Below are 16,627 nucleotides of genomic sequence, written 5' to 3'. Positions count from 1 at the left end.
TTGAGCGGCCGGGCCCCAAAGGCTCGGCAACAAGCTCGGGAGAAAAAAGATGGTTGTAAGCGCCAACAGACTTGAACTGCTGCAGATCGCCGACGCGGTCGCGCGCGAAAAGTCGATCGACAAGTCGATCGTCATCGCCGCCATGGCCGATGCGATCCAGAAGGCGGCGCGCTCGCGCTACGGCCAGGAAACCAACATCCGCGCCGACATCAACCCGAATACGGGCGAGATGAAGCTGCAGCGGCTGATGGAAGTGGTCGAGAAGGTCGACGACTACGCGACGCAGATCGCCATTTCCTCGGCCCGCGAGCGCAATCCCGACGCCCAGCTCGGCGATTTCATCGCCGAACAGCTGCCGCCGATGGATTTCGGCCGCATCGCCGCCCAGTCGGCCAAGCAGGTCATCGTACAGAAGGTGCGCGAAGCCGAGCGTGACCGCCAGTATGACGAATACAAGGATCGCATCGGCGAGATCGTCAACGGCACCGTCAAGCGTGTCGAATACGGCAACGTCATCGTCGATCTCGGCCGCGGCGAGGCGATCATCCGCCGCGACGAGCTGATTCCGCGCGAAAACTACAAATATGGCGATCGCGTCCGCGCCTATGTCTACGATGTGCGCCGCGAGCAGCGCGGCCCGCAGATTTTCCTGTCGCGCACCCATCCGCAGTTCATGGCCAAGCTGTTCACCATGGAAGTGCCGGAAATCTACGACGGCATCATCGAGATCAAGTCGGTTGCCCGCGATCCGGGCTCGCGCGCCAAGATCGCCGTCATCTCGCGTGACAGTTCCATCGACCCGGTCGGCGCCTGCGTCGGCATGCGCGGCAGCCGCGTTCAGGCTGTCGTCGGCGAGTTGCAGGGCGAGAAGATCGACATCATTCCATGGTCGCCCTCGGCCGCGTCCTTCATCGTCAATGCGCTGCAGCCGGCGGAAGTCGCCAAGGTGGTGCTCGACGAGGATGCCGAACGCATCGAGGTCGTGGTTCCGGACGATCAGCTGTCGCTGGCCATCGGTCGCCGCGGGCAGAACGTGCGGCTCGCGTCGCAGCTCACTGGCTGGGATATCGACATCCTGACCGAGGCGGAAGAATCCGAGCGCCGCCAGAAGGAATTCGTCGAACGCTCGTCGCTGTTCATGGAGGCCCTCGACGTCGACGAGATGGTCGGCCAGGTGCTGGCCTCGGAAGGCTTCACCAGCGTCGAGGAAGTCGCCTATGTCGATGCCGGCGAAATCGCCTCGATCGACGGCTTTGACGAGGACACCGCTTCGGAAATCCAGACCCGCGCCCGCGAGTATCTGGAGAAGATCGAAGCCGAGCATGACGACAAGCGCAAGGCGCTGGGCGTCTCGGACGAATTGCGCGAGATCCCCGGCGTTACCACCGCCATGATGGTGACGCTCGGCGAGGACGGCGTGAAGACGATCGAGGATTTCGCCGGCTATGCAGCCGACGACCTGACCGGCTGGAAGGAACGCAAGGACGGCGAGACGAAGGTATTCCCGGGCGTGCTCGCCAATTACGGCGTGTCGCGCGCCGATGCCGAGCAGATGGTTCTGGCTGCCCGCCTCAAGGCCGGCTGGATCACCGAAGACGAGCTTGCAGCCGAAGAAGTCCCGGCTGACGAAGCCGTTGGTGCGTGAGGTGAAACCGCATCGCACCGAACCCGCCCTTGGACGAGATGAACGATCGCACCTGCATCGTCACCCGCAAACAGGCCGAACCGGATGAACTGATCCGTTTCGTCGTCGGCCCGGATTCGGCCGTCGTTCCGGATATCAAGAGAAACCTGCCCGGCCGTGGTTGTTGGGTGAGCGCCGACCGCCTACATATCGACAAGGCGGCGGCGAAAAATCTGTTTGCCCGCGCCTTCAAGGCGCAAGTGACCGTGGCGCCCGATCTCGGCAGCATGGTTGACGGGCTGCTTTCCAGAGCTGCTCTGGGCATGCTGGGCCTTTCCCGCAAGGCAGGCGCAATCGCTCTTGGGGCTACCAAGGTCGAGAGCGCGGTGCGCGGCGGGCTGGCGCTTTTCGTGCTCCATGCGGCAGAAGCGTCCGACGATGGCGTGCGCAAGATCAGCCAGGCGAGACGGGCGACCGTCCATCTCGGCGGGCCCGCCATCCTTGCTTACAAACTTTTCTCCGAGGCCGAGTTGAGCTTGGCATTGGGGGGTACAAATGTGATACATGCTGCCGTTCTCGCGGGAGACGCGGGCAAGGCGGTCCAGAAGCGCATGGTTGCGCTCGACCGATATCGGGGCGGTACCCCGGACGATCTGGCAATGCTTGCGGCCGTTGCTGACGAAGATGATGCCGCAGAGGATATGGAATGAGCGATACGAAATCGGGCGACGACAAGACGTTGAGTGTTACGCCGAAGAAGACCTTGACGCTGAAGCGCCCCGGTACGGAGCAGGGCATCGTGCGCCAGAATTTCTCGCATGGCCGCACCAAGCAGGTCCTTGTCGAGACCAAGAAGCGCAAGTTCTCCATGCCTGGCGACAAGCCGGAGCCGGCTGCTCCCCCAGCGTCCGTGTTCACGCCGAAGCCGCCAGTGGCGGCTGCACCCGTGGTGCAGGAAGCGCCCAAGGTGCCGCCGCCTCCGCCCCCGGCCGAACGCGGCGGCATGGTGCTGAACGAACTGTCGCGCAATGAAATGGAAGCCCGCCGCAAGGCGCTCGAAGGCTCCAAGGTCCGCGACGTCGAGGATCGCCAGCGCGCCATCGACGAGGCCAAGCGCCGCAATGAAGATGAAGAACGCCGCAAGCGCGAGCGCGAGGAATCCGCGCGCCGTCAGGCCGAGGAAGAAGCACGGCTTCAGACCGAGGCCGAGTCCCGCCGGCGTGCCGAGGAAGAAGCACGCCGCCGCGCGCCGCTGGCCGCCGAATTGGCGACGGTCGACGACGACGAAGACGTCAAGCCGAAGCGCACCGGTGCCGGCGCCCCTGTGCGCCGTCCAGTCACGCCCGAAGTGGCACGCCCGGCCAAGCCGACCAAGGGCGAGGAAGATCGCCGCCGCGGCAAGCTGACGCTCAACACCGCGCTTTCCGACGAGGACGCCCGTGCCCGCTCGCTGTCGTCGATGCGTCGCCGCCAAGAGAAATTCAAGCGCGCGCTGCACAATGAGCCGCGCGAGAAAGTCATGCGCGAAGTGATCCTGCCCGAAACCATCACCATCCAGGAACTGGCCCAGCGCATGTCCGAACGCGCTGTCGACGTGGTCAAGTTCTTCATGAAGCAGGGCCAGATCCTGAAGCCGGGCGACGTCATCGACGCCGACACGGCCGAACTGGTTGCTACCGAATTCGGCCACACGGTCCGCCGCGTTGCCGAGTCCGACATCGAGGAAGGCTTGTTCAACATCGCTGACAATCCGGAGGACCTTGAGTCGCGTCCGCCGGTGGTGACGATCATGGGCCACGTCGATCACGGCAAGACCTCGCTGCTCGACGCCATCCGCAACGCCAATGTCGTTTCCGGCGAAGCCGGCGGCATCACCCAGCATATCGGCGCCTATCAGGTCGAGAAGAATGGTCACAAGATCACCTTCATCGACACGCCCGGCCACGCCGCCTTCACGGCGATGCGCGCGCGCGGCGCCCAGGCGACCGATATCGCCATCCTAGTGGTGGCGGCCGACGACAGCGTGATGCCGCAGACGATTGAATCGATCAGCCATGCCAAGGCAGCCGGCGTTCCGATCATCGTGGCCATCAACAAGATCGACAAGCATGACGCCGACCCGCAGAAAGTGCGCTCGGAACTGCTGCGCCATGAAGTGTTCGTCGAATCGATGGGCGGTGAAGTGCTGGACGTCGAAGTGTCGGCGACCAAGGGCACCAATCTCGACAAGCTGCTCGAAGCCATCCTGCTGCAGGCTGAAATCCTCGACCTGAAAGCCAATCCGGACCGCACCGCCGAAGGTGTCGTCATCGAGGCCCAGCTCGACAAGGGCCGTGGTCCTGTTGCCACCGTACTGGTGCAGACCGGCACGCTGATGCCGGGCGACATCCTCGTTGCCGGTAACGAATGGGGTCGGGTGCGCGCGCTGGTCAACGATCGCGGCGGGCAGATCAAGGAAGCGCCGCCGGCGATGCCGGTCGAGGTGCTTGGCCTTCAGGGCACGCCGCAGGCCGGTGACCGCTTCGCCGTGGTCAACAACGAGGCCCGCGCCCGTGAGATCACTGAATATCGCCAGCGTCTGGCGCGCGAGAAGTCGGTGGCCAAGCATGCCGGCCAGCGCGGCTCGCTCGAACAGATGATGTCGCAATTGCAGACGAGCGGGCTGAAGGAATTCCCGCTGGTCATCAAGGGCGACGTGCAGGGCTCGATCGAGGCGATCAATGCGGCGCTGGACAAGCTCGGCACCGATGAGGTGCGTGCGCGCATCGTCCATGCGGGTGCCGGCGGCATCACCGAAAGCGACGTGTCGCTGGCAGAAACCTCGGGTGCCGCGATCATCGGCTTCAACGTCCGCGCCAATGTACAGGCGCGTGCAGCCGCTGCGGCGGCAGGTATCGAGATCCGCTACTACTCGATCATCTACAATCTCGTGGATGACGTGAAGGCGGCGCTCTCCGGCCTGCTCTCGCCGGAGCGTCGCGAGACCTTCATCGGCAATGCGGAGATCCTCGAAATCTTCGACATCACCAAGGTCGGCAAGATCGCCGGCTGCCGTGTCACCGAAGGCAAGGTCGAGCGCGGTGCGGGCGTCCGCCTGATCCGCGACAACGTCGTTATCCACGAAGGCACGTTGAAGACCCTGAAGCGCTTCAAGGACGAAGTCTCGGAAGTCCCGGGCGGCCAAGAGTGCGGCATGGCCTTCCAGAACTACGAGGACATGCGCGTCGGCGACGTCATCGAGTGCTTCCGCGTCGAGATGGTGACCAGGACGCTCTGAGTTCGAGCATCCTGTCGTTCAAATCAGGCGGTGGTCGAAAGGCCGCCGCCCAAACCAATGCATGTCGCCCAAAAGCTTGGGACAACGACATGCATAAAAACAATAGCTTAAAGCGTCGCACGGCCCCTTCGACGCGCTTTATGAGACATGCGGTGCGGTCCCATCCCGTGCCTCACGATTTCAGGATTGAGAAAAATGCCCCGTCCAACCACCTCAAGTCCATCCCAGCGCATGCTGCGCGTCGCCGAACAGGTGCGCCATGCCCTGTCCGAAACCTTGCAGCGGGGTGAGATCATCGATCCGCTGATCGAGAATACCGTGGTGTCGGTCTCGGAAGTGCGCATGTCGCCTGACCTGAAGGTCGCCACCGCTTTCGTCTCGCCGCTCGGCGCCAAGGATACCGACGCGGTGGTCGAAGCGCTCAACAAGCACGCAAAATTCGTGCGCGGCCGCGTTTCCGGCGCGCTGCGGCAGATGAAGTTCATGCCTGAGTTCCGCTTCAAACTCGACACTTCGTTCGACAATTTCGCCAGGATCAACGATTTGCTGAAATCGCCCGAAGTGGCGCGCGATCTTGGTCCCGAAGACAACAAAGAAGACAAGGACACCAAATAGTGGGGCGTCGCGGCAAAAAGAAGGGCCGGCCGATCTCCGGCTGGCTGGTGCTGGACAAGCCCGTCGGCATGGGCTCGACCGAGGCCGTCTCCAAGATCAAGTGGCTGTTCCAGGCGGAAAAGGCCGGCCATGCCGGCACGCTCGATCCGCTGGCGTCCGGCATGCTGCCGATCGCGCTCGGCGAGGCCACCAAGACCGTGCCTTACGTCCAGGACGGCGCCAAGATCTATCGCTTTACGGTCGCCTGGGGTGACGAGCGGTCGACCGACGACCTCGAAGGTCCGGTGACCCAGAGTTCCGACCGGCGTCCGGCAAAAGCCGATGTGCTGGCGCTGATGCCGAAATACACCGGCGTCATCATGCAGACGCCGCCGCAATTCTCGGCCATCAAGATATCAGGCGAGCGTGCCTATGACCTTGCCCGCGAGGGCGCGACGGTCGACATTCCGGCCCGCGAAGTCGAGATTGGCCGCCTCGATCTGATCGAGCATGGTGCCGACCAGACGATCTTCGAGGTCGAATGCGGCAAGGGCACTTACGTGCGCTCGCTGGCCCGCGACATGGGCCGCGACCTCGGTTGCTTCGGCCATATTTCCGAGCTGCGCCGGGTCGAGGTCGAGCCGTTCACGCAGGAGGACTTCGTCACCATCGCCGAGCTGGAGGCCGCCCGTTTCGGCGAACAGGGCGACGAAAGCCCGGAATCAGCGGAGGTTGCCGAAGCGGTCGAGATGCCGGTCGACTTCAGCGCCATCGACGCGCTTCTGGTCGACACATCGGCGGCGCTCGAGTGCCTGCCGCAGATCGCCATCAGCGACGACGCGGCAACCAAGATCCGTCTCGGCAATCCGGTCATCATCCGCGGCCGCGACGCGCCAGTGGAAGCCGAGGAAGCCTGCGCCACGGCGCGCGGCAAGCTGGTCGCCATCGGCGCCATCGAGCAAGGCATGTTCAAGCCGAAGCGGGTCTTTGCCGGGTGAGGGTTCTCATCTAGTTTCGGTTAGGTTTGCGCTTGAGGGGCATATGGCAAAGGCTGGGACGGTAAAGAAGCGGGCGCCGGTGACAACGCGGCGACCGCCGGTCGGTGCTTCGCCGGGCACGCTGATCGCCGACCCCGCGGCGCGACGGTCCGAACTGCGGCTGACACTGATCTCGCCCGATAAATTCCGGACGATCGAAAATGCCAGTATCGACGACCTCAACACCCATTGCCACCATTGGCCGGTCATCTGGCTCGACTGTACCGGTCTTGCCAACATCCCGTTGATCGAGGAGATCGGCAGCATCTTCAGCCTGCATCCGCTGGCGCTGGAGGATGTCGTCAACACCGGCCAGCGGCCGAAGGTGGATTTCTTCGAGGACCATGCCTTCGTCGTCCTCAGGATGATCGACGAAGTCACGGCGCACCGCTACGAGCAGATCGCCGTCTTCTTCGGCAGGAATTTCGTCGTCACCTTCCAGGAGCGCGAGGGCGATCCGTTCAACCCTGTGCGCAAGCGCATCGAAAGCTCGGTGCCAAACCGGCTACGGGCACGCGGTGCCGACTATCTCGCCTATGCCTTGATCGACGCCATCGTCGACAGCTATTTCCCGCCGATCGAGACTGCCAGCGACATCGTCGACAGTATCGAAGACGAGATGCTGCACACGCCGCACAAGCACCAGATGCGGCAGCTTCACGAATTGCGGCGCGATGCCAATGTGCTGAAGGGGGTGCTTTGGCCGATGCGCGATGCCCTGGCGACGCTGATCCGCAACGACGTGCCCTATGTGAAGGCCGAGACCAAGATCTTCCTCAACGACACACTAGATCATTCGCTCCGCCTGATCGAACTGGTCGAAACCCAGCGCGAGATGCTGACCGGCCTGATCGAGATGCATCTGTCGCTGAGCCAGGCGCGTACCAACGACGTCATCAGCTACCTGACGATCGTCTCGGTCATCTTCATGCCGCTCACCTTTCTCGTCGGTGTGTGGGGCATGAACTTCGACCCCGACACCTCGCCATGGAACATGCCCGAGCTGAAGGCCTACTATGGCTATCCGGCAGCACTCGTCTTCATGCTTGTTGTCGCGATGGGGCTCATCGCCTTCTTCAGATGGAAGAAGTGGCTTTAGACAAAGGAAAATCTCGGTTTTCGCCGCGAAATGCTGCGACAAAGCCGGCTTGTGAATTGGGCTGGTGTTTTGGCCGGAATTGCACTATACGCGCCGCAGCATAGCGCCATGACGCTTTGCTTGCACCGGCCCCTGCTGGACGACATCCCGGCTGAGGGCGACCCGTTTCCTCGAACAGATAAGGAAAAACACGATGTCGATTACTGCCGAGCGCAAACAGGAATTGATGGGTGAATTCGCAACCGCCAAGGGCGATACCGGGTCCCCGGAAGTCCAGGTGGCCATCCTTTCCGAGCGCATCAAGAACCTGACCGACCATTTCAAGGACCACAAGAAGGATAACCATTCCCGCCGTGGTCTGCTCGCTCTCGTCTCCCAGCGCCGCAGCCTGCTTGATTATCTCAAGCGCAAGGACGACGCGCGCTATCAGACGTTGATCGAGAAGCTCGGTCTGCGCCGTTGACGAATTGACCGGCGGGCTTTCTTCGGAGAGCCCGCCGGTCGCGCATTCGGCCAGTCGCATCGATTGGCCAAACCCGGTTTCGAGCATGCAGAGGGCCACTCGAAACCGCCCATGGACGGTCATGGGGCAGGATTGCAGGACGCTCGCGCGGCCATTGTGCCGGATTACCCGAGCTTCCCGTTGTCTTGCCCGTGGCTGCCCGAGAAAGGAAGCCAGGGAAAGGGCATCCGCGCACCGTGAAACGGCGTGGCCCTTTCCGCGTATAAAGGACAAGACATGTTCAATCACCACAAAGTGGAAATCGAATGGGGCGGTCGCCCGCTCATTCTGGAAACCGGCAAGATCGCGCGCCAGGCTGACGGCGCGGTGCTGGCCACCTACGGCGAAACCAAGGTTCTCGCCACCGTCGTTTCGATGAAGGAGCCGAAGCCCGGCCTCGATTTCTTCCCGCTGACCGTCAACTACCAGGAAAAGACCTATGCCGCCGGCAAGATCCCGGGCGGCTACTTCAAGCGCGAAGGCCGTCCGAGCGAAAAGGAAACGCTGGTTTCCCGCCTGATCGATCGCCCGATCCGTCCGCTCTTCGCCGATGGCTACAAGAACGACACGCAGATCGTCGTCACGGTCGTCCAGCACGATCTCGAAAACGATCCGGACATCCTGTCGATCGTCGCCACCTCGGCCGCCCTGACCTTGTCGGGTGTTCCCTTCATGGGCCCGATCGGCGGCGCTCGCGTCGGCTACATCAATGGCGAATACGTGCTCAACCCGCATGTCGACGAGATGCAGGAATCCAAGCTCGACCTGATCGTCGCCGGCACCACTGATGCCGTGTTGATGGTCGAGTCCGAAGCCAGGGAGCTCGGCGAGGATCTGATGCTCGGCGCCGTCATGTTCGGTCATCGTGGCTTCCAGCCGGTGATCGAGGCGATCATCAAGCTGGCCGAAGTCGCCGCCAAGGACCCGCGCGACTTCACCGCGCCGGATTATTCCGCGCTCGAAGGCGAGATGCTGAAGATCGTCGAAGGCGAGCTTCGCGATGCCTACAAGATCACCGACAAGCAGAAGCGTTATGCCGCCGTCGACGCCGTCAAGGCGAAGGTCAAGACTGCGTTCGCACCGGCCGAAGGTGAAGACGCCAAGTACACGTCCGAGCAGATCGGCAGCGTGTTCAAGGAACTCCAGGCCAAGGTCGTGCGCTGGAACATCCTCGACACCGGCTCGCGCATCGACGGCCGCGACCTCAAGACGGTCCGCAAGATCGTCTCGGAAGTCGGCGTCCTGCCGCGCACGCACGGCTCGGCGCTGTTCACTCGCGGCGAGACCCAGGCGCTGGTCGTCGCCACGCTGGGCACCGGCGAGGACGAGCAGTACGTCGATTCGCTGACCGGCATGTACAAGGAGAAGTTCCTCCTTCACTATAACTTCCCTCCCTATTCGGTTGGTGAAACCGGCCGCATGGGTTCGCCCGGCCGTCGCGAAATCGGCCACGGCAAGCTCGCCTGGCGCGCCATTCGTCCGATGCTGCCGAGCGCCGACCAGTTCCCCTACACGCTGCGCGTCGTCTCGGAGATCACCGAATCCAACGGTTCGTCGTCGATGGCCACCGTCTGCGGCACCTCGCTGGCGCTGATGGATGCCGGCGTTCCGCTGGCCAAGCCAGTTGCCGGCATCGCCATGGGCCTCATCAAGGAAGGCGAGCGCTTCGCGGTGCTCTCCGATATCCTTGGTGACGAGGATCACCTCGGCGACATGGACTTCAAGGTTGCCGGCACCGCCAACGGCATCACCTCGCTGCAGATGGACATCAAGATCGACGGCATCACCGAGGAGATCATGCAGATCGCACTCGGCCAGGCCAAGGATGGTCGCCTGCATATTCTCGACGAGATGTCCCATGCGCTGTCCGGCGCACGTGCCGAGCTCGGTGAGTTCGCGCCGCGCATCGAGGTCATGCACATCCCGACCGACAAGATCCGCGACGTGATCGGTTCGGGCGGCAAGGTCATCCGCGAGATCGTGGAAAAGACTGGCGCCAAGATCAACATCGAGGACGACGGCACGGTCAAGATCGCTTCCTCCAACGCCAAGGAGATCGAGGCGGCGAAGAAGTGGATCCACACCATCGTTGCCGAGCCGGAAGTCGGAGAGATCTACGAAGGCACGGTCGTCAAGACCGCCGACTTCGGCGCTTTCGTCAACTTCTTCGGTCCGCGTGACGGCCTCGTCCACATCTCGCAACTCGCCAACGATCGCGTCGCCAAGACCTCCGACGTCGTCAAGGAAGGCGACAAGGTCTGGGTCAAGCTGATGGGCTTCGACGAGCGCGGCAAGGTCCGCCTGTCGATGAAGGTCGTCGACCAGGCGACCGGCAAGGAACTCGCTCGCGACAAGAAGGCCGAAGGCGAAGAACACGCCGCCTGAACGGTCGGATAGCGTAATCGAAGCGGGCGCGGCGGATGTCGCGCCCGTTTTCATTTGAAGGGGCACGGGAATGTCTGCTGAGGCGTTGAAGACGCTTTTCCATCCATTCGAGGCTGAGGCCGTCGCCTTGCCGCGGAAGGGTGAGCGCGTCCTCTTTCTCGGCGCCGAGCCCGGCCAGCGGCCACCTCACGGTTTCGAGGCCACGCTGCATCTGGTGCAAGGCTTCCGGCCGTATTTTCGAGCGCTGCAGGCGGCGGACTTCGCCGTTACGCCGCAAACTGAGGGCGACGGGTTCGATGCCGCGCTCGTGCTGGCCGGTCGGCATCGCGGCCTGAACGAATTGCGCATCGCTGAGGCCCTTGAGCGCGTGGCATCAGGCGGATCGGTCGTCGTTGCCGGCGGCAAGGCTGAGGGCATCGCCAGCCTGCGCAAGCGCATTGACGAGCTTGTGCCGCTTGAAGGCCATCTGCCGAAATATCACGGCATCGCCTTCTGGTTTCGCCGTCCCGCGGATAGGGAAGCTGCGGAAAACCTGCGCACCGCCAATCCTGCCTTGCTGGTTGACGGCCGTTTCCACACGGCACCGGGCATGTTTTCCTTCGACAGGATCGACACCGGTTCGAAATTGCTGGTGGATAATCTGCCCATCGACCTGCGTGGCAGCATAGCCGATTTCTGCGCCGGCTGGGGCTATGTGGCGGCCGAGGTTGCAGCGCGCTCGCCCGGCATATCGGGGCTCGACCTCTACGAGGCGGACTTCGCCTCGCTTGAAGCGGCCAAGGGTAACATCAGCAGCACAGCCCCGGCACCAGGCTTCTTCTGGATAGATCTGCTGAGCGAAGCCGTCGAGCGGCGCTATGATGCGATCGTTATGAACCCGCCCTTCCACCGCAGCCGGGCGACCGAACCGGAGATCGGCGCCGGCATGATCCGCGCGGCAGGCAAGGCGCTGAAGCCGGGTGGGCGGCTTTACATGGTGGCGAACCGCCAGCTTCCCTACGAGCCGGTGCTGGCCGCGGCCTTTTCCAGCCACGTCGAGATTGCCCGCGACGGCATGTTCAAGGTCTTTGCCGCCCGTCGATGAAGCAAAGTGAACAGGGCTCAGTGAACGCTGGCGACGCGCGGCTCGCGCATGCTGACGATCGTGCGGACCTCGCCAGGTTTGATCGCCAGTGGCGCCGGTCGGCCGAACAGAAAACCTTGCATCACTTCGCAGCCGGCTGCCCTGAGCAGCGTCGCCTGGTTTTCGGTCTCGACGCCTTCGGCGATGATGCTGACGCCAAGCGCCCGCGAAAGCCCGACGATGGTCGAGACAACCGCGCCGGAGCTGGCATCGGTGTCGATGCGGCTGACGAAAGAGCGGTCGATCTTCAGCTTGCCGAACGCAAAATCGATCAGATAGCTTAGATTGGAATAACCGGTGCCGAAATCGTCGATGGCCACCGAGATGCCCATGTCGGCAAGCTGCCGCAGGATGATGGCGGCGCGGTCGCGATCCTGCATCATCGCCGTCTCGGTCACTTCCAGCTCCAGCCGCGACGGCTTGATGCCGGTGCTTGCCATCGTCTCGCGCACGATGCCGACGAAATCCTTGGTCATGAACTGCACGGGCGAAATGTTGACGGCGACGAAGCACTCCGCTGGCAGGTGACGGGCGTCGCTGCAGGCCTTGCGCAGCACCCATTCGCCGATCGGGCCGATCATCCCGGTTTCTTCCGCGATCGGAATGAACTCCATCGGCGGTATCATGCCGCGTTCCGGGTGCTTCCAGCGAATGAGCGCTTCGTAACCGATGATGCGGCCGCTCGGCAGGTCGAGCTGCGGCTGGTAGTGAAGGTCGAAATCACCGCGATCGAACGCAGTGTGCAGTTCGGATTCGATCCACTGGCGATAATCCGCCACCCTGCCCAGATCGGCATGGAAGACCGACCAGTTGCCCACCCCGCTGGCGCGCGCATTCTGCAGCGCCAGATTGGAACGGCGCAGGACGAGGACAGGCTCGACGCCGTCCTTGGGTATCGCCACGATGCCAACCGAAAGGCCGACCGATTGCAGGTGGGAGTTGAGCTGATAGGGCTGCATCATCTCGTCGATGAGCTTCTCGACCACCTTTTCCATGGATCCTCGGATCTCGTGATCCGGCAGCAGCACCGCGAATTCGCCGGCGCCGATACGTCCCATCAGCACACCTTCGGGCATGCAAGCCTTGAGTCGCTTGGTGAAGGCGCGGATCAGCTCGTCGCCATTGCTGTAGCCGATGGCGTCGTTGATCTGCTTGAAGCGATCGATGTCGATATCGATCAGAAACATCGGCTCGCCGGTCTTGATCGTCGCAGACGCGGCCTCGCCTATCTTGCCGACCATCGCCGGGCGCGCCAGCAGGCCGGTCAGCTTGTCGAAATGGGTTTCATTGACGACGTACTCGACCGATTCATCGACGCCAGCGAAGAAGGACAAGGCGGCTCCGGCGGCGGCGAGCGCACAAAGTGCCGACGTGATGCCGACCACTGTTTCTGCCTGCATGCCGATAAGATCGTCGCCGAAACCGAGCTTCAGGCCCCAGAGCCCGAGGACGAAACTGCCCATGCCCGAGCTGGCGACTGTGAGCAGCCGGAACACAGGTGTTCGCTTTGGGTTGCTGACGGCACGCATTGCAGAGTCCCTAAGTTACGGGAACTTCTAGCGGAAATCTCCTTAAAATGAGTTTCCGCCGATGCATCTAATTTTACCGGGCCGAACTAGTCCCGCCCGCCATCCGTCTGCTTCAACTCGTCGAGCGTCGGCATGGAGACGATGTGATAGCCGGAATCGACATAGTGGATTTCGCCGGTGACACCCGACGACAGGTCCGACAGAAGGTAGAGCGCGGAACCACCGACCTCGTCGATGGTCACCGTACGGCGCAGTGGCGAGTTGCGCTGCTGGTAGGAAAACATGTGGCGCGCGTCCGAAATCCCGGCACCCGCCAGCGTTCGCACCGGTCCCGCCGATATGCCGTTCACCCTGATGCCGCGCGGCCCATAGTCGTTGGCCAGATAGCGGACACTGGCCTCGAGCCCGGCCTTGGCGACGCCCATGACGTTGTAGTTCGGCATGACGCGGACGGAGCCGGCATAGGTCAGCGTGATCATCGAGCCGCCGTCCTTCATCAGCGCGGCGGCATGGCGGGCGACTTCGGTGAAGGAGTAGCAGGAGATGATCATGGTGCGGGTGAAATTGTCGCGGCTGGTGTCGGCGTAGAGGCCCTTCAGCTCGTTCTTGTCGGAAAAGCCGATGGCATGGACGACGAAGTCGAGCCCGCCCCATTCCTTGCCCAAGGTCTCGAATGTGGCAGCGACCGACGCGCTGTCTTCGACATCGCAGTGGACGACCAGCGCCGCGCCAATCTTCTCGGCGAGTGGCTTGACCCGACGCCCGAAGGCATCGCCCTGATAGGTGAAGGCGAGTTCCGCCCCATGTTCAGACAATTTCCGGGCGATGCCCCAAGCGATCGAATGGTCGTTGGCGACACCCATGACAAGCCCGCGCTTGCCCTTCATCAGTCCGTCCATGGCTGGCAATCCTTATGCGGAATAGCGCTGGAAAATCAGCGTTGCGTTGGTGCCACCGAAACCGAACGAATTGGACAAAACAGTGTCGATCCTGGCGTTATCGATGCGCTGTCGCACGATCGGCATGCCCTCGAATTCCGGATCGAGGGTCTCGATATGGGCGCTTTCGCCGATGAAGCCGCCTTGCATCATCAGGATCGAATAGATCGATTCCTGCACGCCGGCCGCACCCAGCGAGTGGCCGGTCAGCGATTTCGTCGAGGTGATGAAAGGTATCTTGTCGCCGAACACCTCGCGGATCGCGCCCATTTCCTTGGAGTCGCCGACCGGCGTCGAGGTGCCGTGCGTGTTGATGTAGTCGACCGGCGAAGAGACGGTCGCCAGTGCCTGCCGCATGCAGCGCACCGCGCCTTCACCCGAGGGCGCCACCATGTCGTAGCCATCGGAGGTCGCGCCATAGCCGACGATCTCGGCATAGATCTTGGCGCCGCGCGCCTTGGCATGCTCCAGCTCTTCCAGAACCAGCACGCCGGCGCCGCCGGCAATGACGAAACCGTCGCGATTGACATCATAGGCGCGCGAGGCGGCCGATGCCCGGTCGTTGAACTTGGACGACATGGCGCCCATCGCATCGAACAGGTCCGACATCGTCCAGTCGAGATCCTCGTGGCCGCCGGCAAAGACCATGTCCTGCTTGCCCCAGTGGATCAGTTCGTAGCCATTGCCGATGCAATGGGCCGAGGTCGAGCAGGCCGAAGAGATCGAATAGTTGACGCCGTGAATCTTGAACCAGGTGGCGAGCGTCGCCGAAGCGGTCGACGACATCGCTTTCGGCACCGCGAACGGCCCGATGCGCTTGGGGCTGCCGTTCTTGAGCGTGGTTTCGGCCGCCTCGACGATGGTTCTGGTGGACGGTCCGCCCGAGCCCATGACGATGCCGGTGCGCTCGTTGGTGATGTCGTTCTCGCCAAGGCCGGCATCCGCAATCGCCTGATCCATGGCGACGTGGTTCCAGGCAGCACCTTGGCTTAGGAAGCGCATGGCGCGACGGTCGATCATGGCGGACGGGTCGAGCGATGGCGCTCCCCAGACCTGGCAACGGAAGCCATGCTCGGCGAAGGAATCGGAAAAGCTGATGCCGGATTTGGCATCATGGAGCGAGGTCTGCACCTCGTTGGCATTGTTGCCGATCGACGACACGATGCCGAGGCCTGTGACTACGACCCGTCTCATGGGCTGCTCCTTCCAGAGTGTCCGGTGACGGTCAGGCGACCGCCGATTGCTTTGACAGACCCACCTTGAGATCCGTCGCCGCGTATATGGGCTCGCCATCGGCTTTCAGCCAGCCATCGGCAATACCAAGCACCAGCCGGCCACGCATCACACGCTTGAAGTCGATGCCGTATTCCACCTTCTTGACCGACGGCGTCACCATGCCCTTGAACTTCACTTCGCCGGTCGACAGCGCCATTCCCTTGCCCGGCTCGCCGAGCCAGCCGAGGTAGAATCCCGTCAACTGCCACATGGCGTCGAGGCCAAGGCACCCCGGCATGATCGGATTGCCAATGAAATGGCAGGCGAAGAACCACAGGTCCGGCTTGATGTCGAATTCCGCGCGGATGAAGCCCTTGTCGAAGGCGCCGCCCGTCTCGCTGATCTCGGTGATGCGGTCGAACATCAGCATCGGCGGATAGGGCAACTGGGCATTGCCAGGCCCGAACAACTCGCCGCGGGCGCAGGCCAGCAATTCTTCATAACCGTAGCTGGATTTCGAACCCGCCATCAATCTCGTCCCCGTAATCGTCCGGGCGTAGGACGCCCTTGTCGTTGGTTCCTAACACAATCTGTTTCAGGCCGGAAACCGGCGTTTGCGCTTAACCTGCCCGTCTGCCCGGGTCAATGCGCGCTATTGATCGTATTCGGCCGACAGAATATATGTCGGCAGGGGTCCAGTTTCGGCCGATGACGTTTTTTTGCCATTCTGGGCGTGTCTTGGGGCAGAACTATGGGCTTGGACGGACAGATGGATCTGGGCTGCCGGAAGGAAAATGTCGCTGTGGACAAGCGGGTGCGCGAAGCCGGGCTGAGGCCGACACGCCAGCGCATCGCGCTGGCCGATCTGCTTTTCGCCAAGGGCGACCGTCATCTTTCGGCCGAAGAGCTGCACGAGGAGGCGATCGCCGCCGGTGTGCCGGTATCGCTGGCCACGGTCTATAATGCCCTGCACCAGTTCACCCAGGCGGGTCTTCTGCGCATTCTGGCGGTCGAGGGTTCGAAGACCTATTTCGACACCAACACCTCCGATCACCATCACTTCTATATCGAAGGCGAAAACAGGATCTTCGATATCGCCAGCGGTCCGGTGACGGTTTCCAACCTGCCGGAACCGCCTGAAGGCATGGAGATCGCCAATGTCGATATCGTGGTGAGGCTGCGCCCGAAACGCTGCGATTAATCGGCACTTCCTGAAATTCGTGGATCTGGCGATCCGGCTCGAATGGGCCGTTGCCGCGCTGGCTGCGCTCATGTTTACGCCATGGCGGGTGGTTCCTGGTGGC

Annotated in this window: 14 protein-coding genes; 10 read left to right on the top strand and 4 right to left on the bottom strand. The window is 62.6% G+C overall.

Annotated elements, in window-relative coordinates; genetic code table 11:
- Nucleotides 1–49 precede the first annotated feature (49 nt).
- From nusA to LHFGNBLO_RS04985, 9 genes are all read left to right on the top strand, one after another.
- A complete protein-coding gene (gene nusA / locus LHFGNBLO_RS05025; RefSeq protein WP_258604888.1) occupies nucleotides 50–1,645 on the top strand; it encodes a transcription termination factor NusA in 1,596 nt (531 codons plus the stop codon).
- Between the two features lie 38 nt (nucleotides 1,646–1,683).
- Nucleotides 1,684–2,334 carry an RNA-binding protein gene (locus tag LHFGNBLO_RS05020; RefSeq protein WP_258604887.1) on the top strand — a complete coding sequence of 217 codons (651 nt, stop codon included), beginning with the start codon at nucleotides 1,684–1,686 and terminating at the stop codon, nucleotides 2,332–2,334.
- A complete protein-coding gene (infB, locus tag LHFGNBLO_RS05015) occupies nucleotides 2,331–4,901 on the top strand; it encodes a translation initiation factor IF-2 (RefSeq protein ID WP_258604886.1) in 2,571 nt (856 codons plus the stop codon). The genes LHFGNBLO_RS05020 and infB overlap by 4 nt, the downstream gene beginning before the upstream one ends.
- A gap of 195 nt (nucleotides 4,902–5,096) precedes the next feature.
- Nucleotides 5,097–5,516, top strand: a complete 420-nt coding sequence (rbfA, locus tag LHFGNBLO_RS05010) for a 30S ribosome-binding factor RbfA (protein ID WP_258604885.1) — start codon at nucleotides 5,097–5,099, stop codon at nucleotides 5,514–5,516.
- Entirely contained in the window at nucleotides 5,516–6,493 is a 978-nt protein-coding gene (gene truB, locus LHFGNBLO_RS05005) for a tRNA pseudouridine(55) synthase TruB (RefSeq protein WP_258604883.1), read from the top strand. The genes rbfA and truB overlap by 1 nt, the downstream gene beginning before the upstream one ends.
- Before the next feature lie 43 nt (nucleotides 6,494–6,536).
- Nucleotides 6,537–7,631, top strand: a complete 1,095-nt coding sequence (gene corA / locus LHFGNBLO_RS05000) for a magnesium/cobalt transporter CorA (protein ID WP_258604882.1) — start codon at nucleotides 6,537–6,539, stop codon at nucleotides 7,629–7,631.
- 151 nt (nucleotides 7,632–7,782) lie between these two features.
- Nucleotides 7,783–8,094, top strand: a complete 312-nt coding sequence (rpsO, locus tag LHFGNBLO_RS04995; RefSeq protein WP_281035828.1) for a 30S ribosomal protein S15 — start codon at nucleotides 7,783–7,785, stop codon at nucleotides 8,092–8,094.
- 276 nt (nucleotides 8,095–8,370) lie between these two features.
- On the top strand, nucleotides 8,371–10,518 hold the full coding sequence (pnp, locus tag LHFGNBLO_RS04990; protein ID WP_258604881.1) for a polyribonucleotide nucleotidyltransferase: 2,148 nt from the start codon (nucleotides 8,371–8,373) through the stop codon (nucleotides 10,516–10,518).
- A 70-nt stretch (nucleotides 10,519–10,588) separates the two neighbouring features.
- Entirely contained in the window at nucleotides 10,589–11,602 is a 1,014-nt protein-coding gene (locus tag LHFGNBLO_RS04985) for a class I SAM-dependent methyltransferase (RefSeq protein WP_258604879.1), read from the top strand.
- A 17-nt stretch (nucleotides 11,603–11,619) separates the two neighbouring features.
- Here the strand turns inward: LHFGNBLO_RS04985 and LHFGNBLO_RS04980 are convergent, their stop codons facing one another.
- The 4 genes from LHFGNBLO_RS04980 to fabA form a co-directional block, all read right to left on the bottom strand.
- The gene (locus LHFGNBLO_RS04980; protein WP_258604877.1) at nucleotides 11,620–13,170 is read right to left on the bottom strand and encodes a putative bifunctional diguanylate cyclase/phosphodiesterase; all 1,551 of its coding nucleotides are present in this window, start codon (nucleotides 13,168–13,170) and stop codon (nucleotides 11,620–11,622) included.
- Between the two features lie 86 nt (nucleotides 13,171–13,256).
- The gene (fabI, locus tag LHFGNBLO_RS04975) at nucleotides 13,257–14,069 is read right to left on the bottom strand and encodes an enoyl-ACP reductase FabI (RefSeq protein WP_258604875.1); all 813 of its coding nucleotides are present in this window, start codon (nucleotides 14,067–14,069) and stop codon (nucleotides 13,257–13,259) included.
- 12 nt (nucleotides 14,070–14,081) lie between these two features.
- A complete protein-coding gene (gene fabB / locus LHFGNBLO_RS04970; protein ID WP_258604873.1) occupies nucleotides 14,082–15,302 on the bottom strand; it encodes a beta-ketoacyl-ACP synthase I in 1,221 nt (406 codons plus the stop codon).
- Nucleotides 15,303–15,333: 31 nt separating this feature from the next.
- Nucleotides 15,334–15,852: a 3-hydroxyacyl-[acyl-carrier-protein] dehydratase FabA gene (fabA, locus tag LHFGNBLO_RS04965; protein ID WP_258604872.1), complete on the bottom strand. Its 519-nt coding sequence runs from the start codon at nucleotides 15,850–15,852 to the stop codon at nucleotides 15,334–15,336.
- Between the two features lie 240 nt (nucleotides 15,853–16,092).
- Here fabA and irrA point away from each other — a divergent pair, with 240 nt between their 5' ends.
- Nucleotides 16,093–16,524, top strand: coding sequence for an iron response transcriptional regulator IrrA (irrA, locus tag LHFGNBLO_RS04960; protein ID WP_006337949.1), 432 nt, complete (start codon nucleotides 16,093–16,095; stop codon nucleotides 16,522–16,524).
- The last annotated feature ends 103 nt before the right edge of the window (nucleotides 16,525–16,627 follow it).

The organism is Mesorhizobium sp. AR10, assembly GCF_024746795.1.
Taxonomy (GTDB): Bacteria; Pseudomonadota; Alphaproteobacteria; order Rhizobiales; family Rhizobiaceae; genus Mesorhizobium.
Note: the sequence above shows the minus strand (reverse complement) of the source record. Positions and strands in the feature narration are given on the sequence as shown.

Bases quoted from the DNA above. Each gene is read 5' to 3' on its own strand.
- nusA (WP_258604888.1), top strand. From the start codon at position 50: ATGGTTGTAAGCGCCAACAGACTTGAACTGCTGCAGATCGCCGACGCG.
- LHFGNBLO_RS05020 (WP_258604887.1), top strand. From the start codon at position 1,684: ATGAACGATCGCACCTGCATCGTCACCCGCAAACAGGCCGAACCGGAT.
- infB (WP_258604886.1), top strand. From the start codon at position 2,331: ATGAGCGATACGAAATCGGGCGACGACAAGACGTTGAGTGTTACGCCG.
- rbfA (WP_258604885.1), top strand. From the start codon at position 5,097: ATGCCCCGTCCAACCACCTCAAGTCCATCCCAGCGCATGCTGCGCGTC.
- corA (WP_258604882.1), top strand. From the start codon at position 6,537: ATGGCAAAGGCTGGGACGGTAAAGAAGCGGGCGCCGGTGACAACGCGG.
- pnp (WP_258604881.1), top strand. From the start codon at position 8,371: ATGTTCAATCACCACAAAGTGGAAATCGAATGGGGCGGTCGCCCGCTC.
- LHFGNBLO_RS04985 (WP_258604879.1), top strand. From the start codon at position 10,589: ATGTCTGCTGAGGCGTTGAAGACGCTTTTCCATCCATTCGAGGCTGAG.
- LHFGNBLO_RS04980 (WP_258604877.1), bottom strand. From the start codon at position 13,170: ATGCGTGCCGTCAGCAACCCAAAGCGAACACCTGTGTTCCGGCTGCTC.
- fabI (WP_258604875.1), bottom strand. From the start codon at position 14,069: ATGGACGGACTGATGAAGGGCAAGCGCGGGCTTGTCATGGGTGTCGCC.
- fabB (WP_258604873.1), bottom strand. From the start codon at position 15,302: ATGAGACGGGTCGTAGTCACAGGCCTCGGCATCGTGTCGTCGATCGGC.
- fabA (WP_258604872.1), bottom strand. From the start codon at position 15,852: ATGGCGGGTTCGAAATCCAGCTACGGTTATGAAGAATTGCTGGCCTGC.
- irrA (WP_006337949.1), top strand. From the start codon at position 16,093: ATGGATCTGGGCTGCCGGAAGGAAAATGTCGCTGTGGACAAGCGGGTG.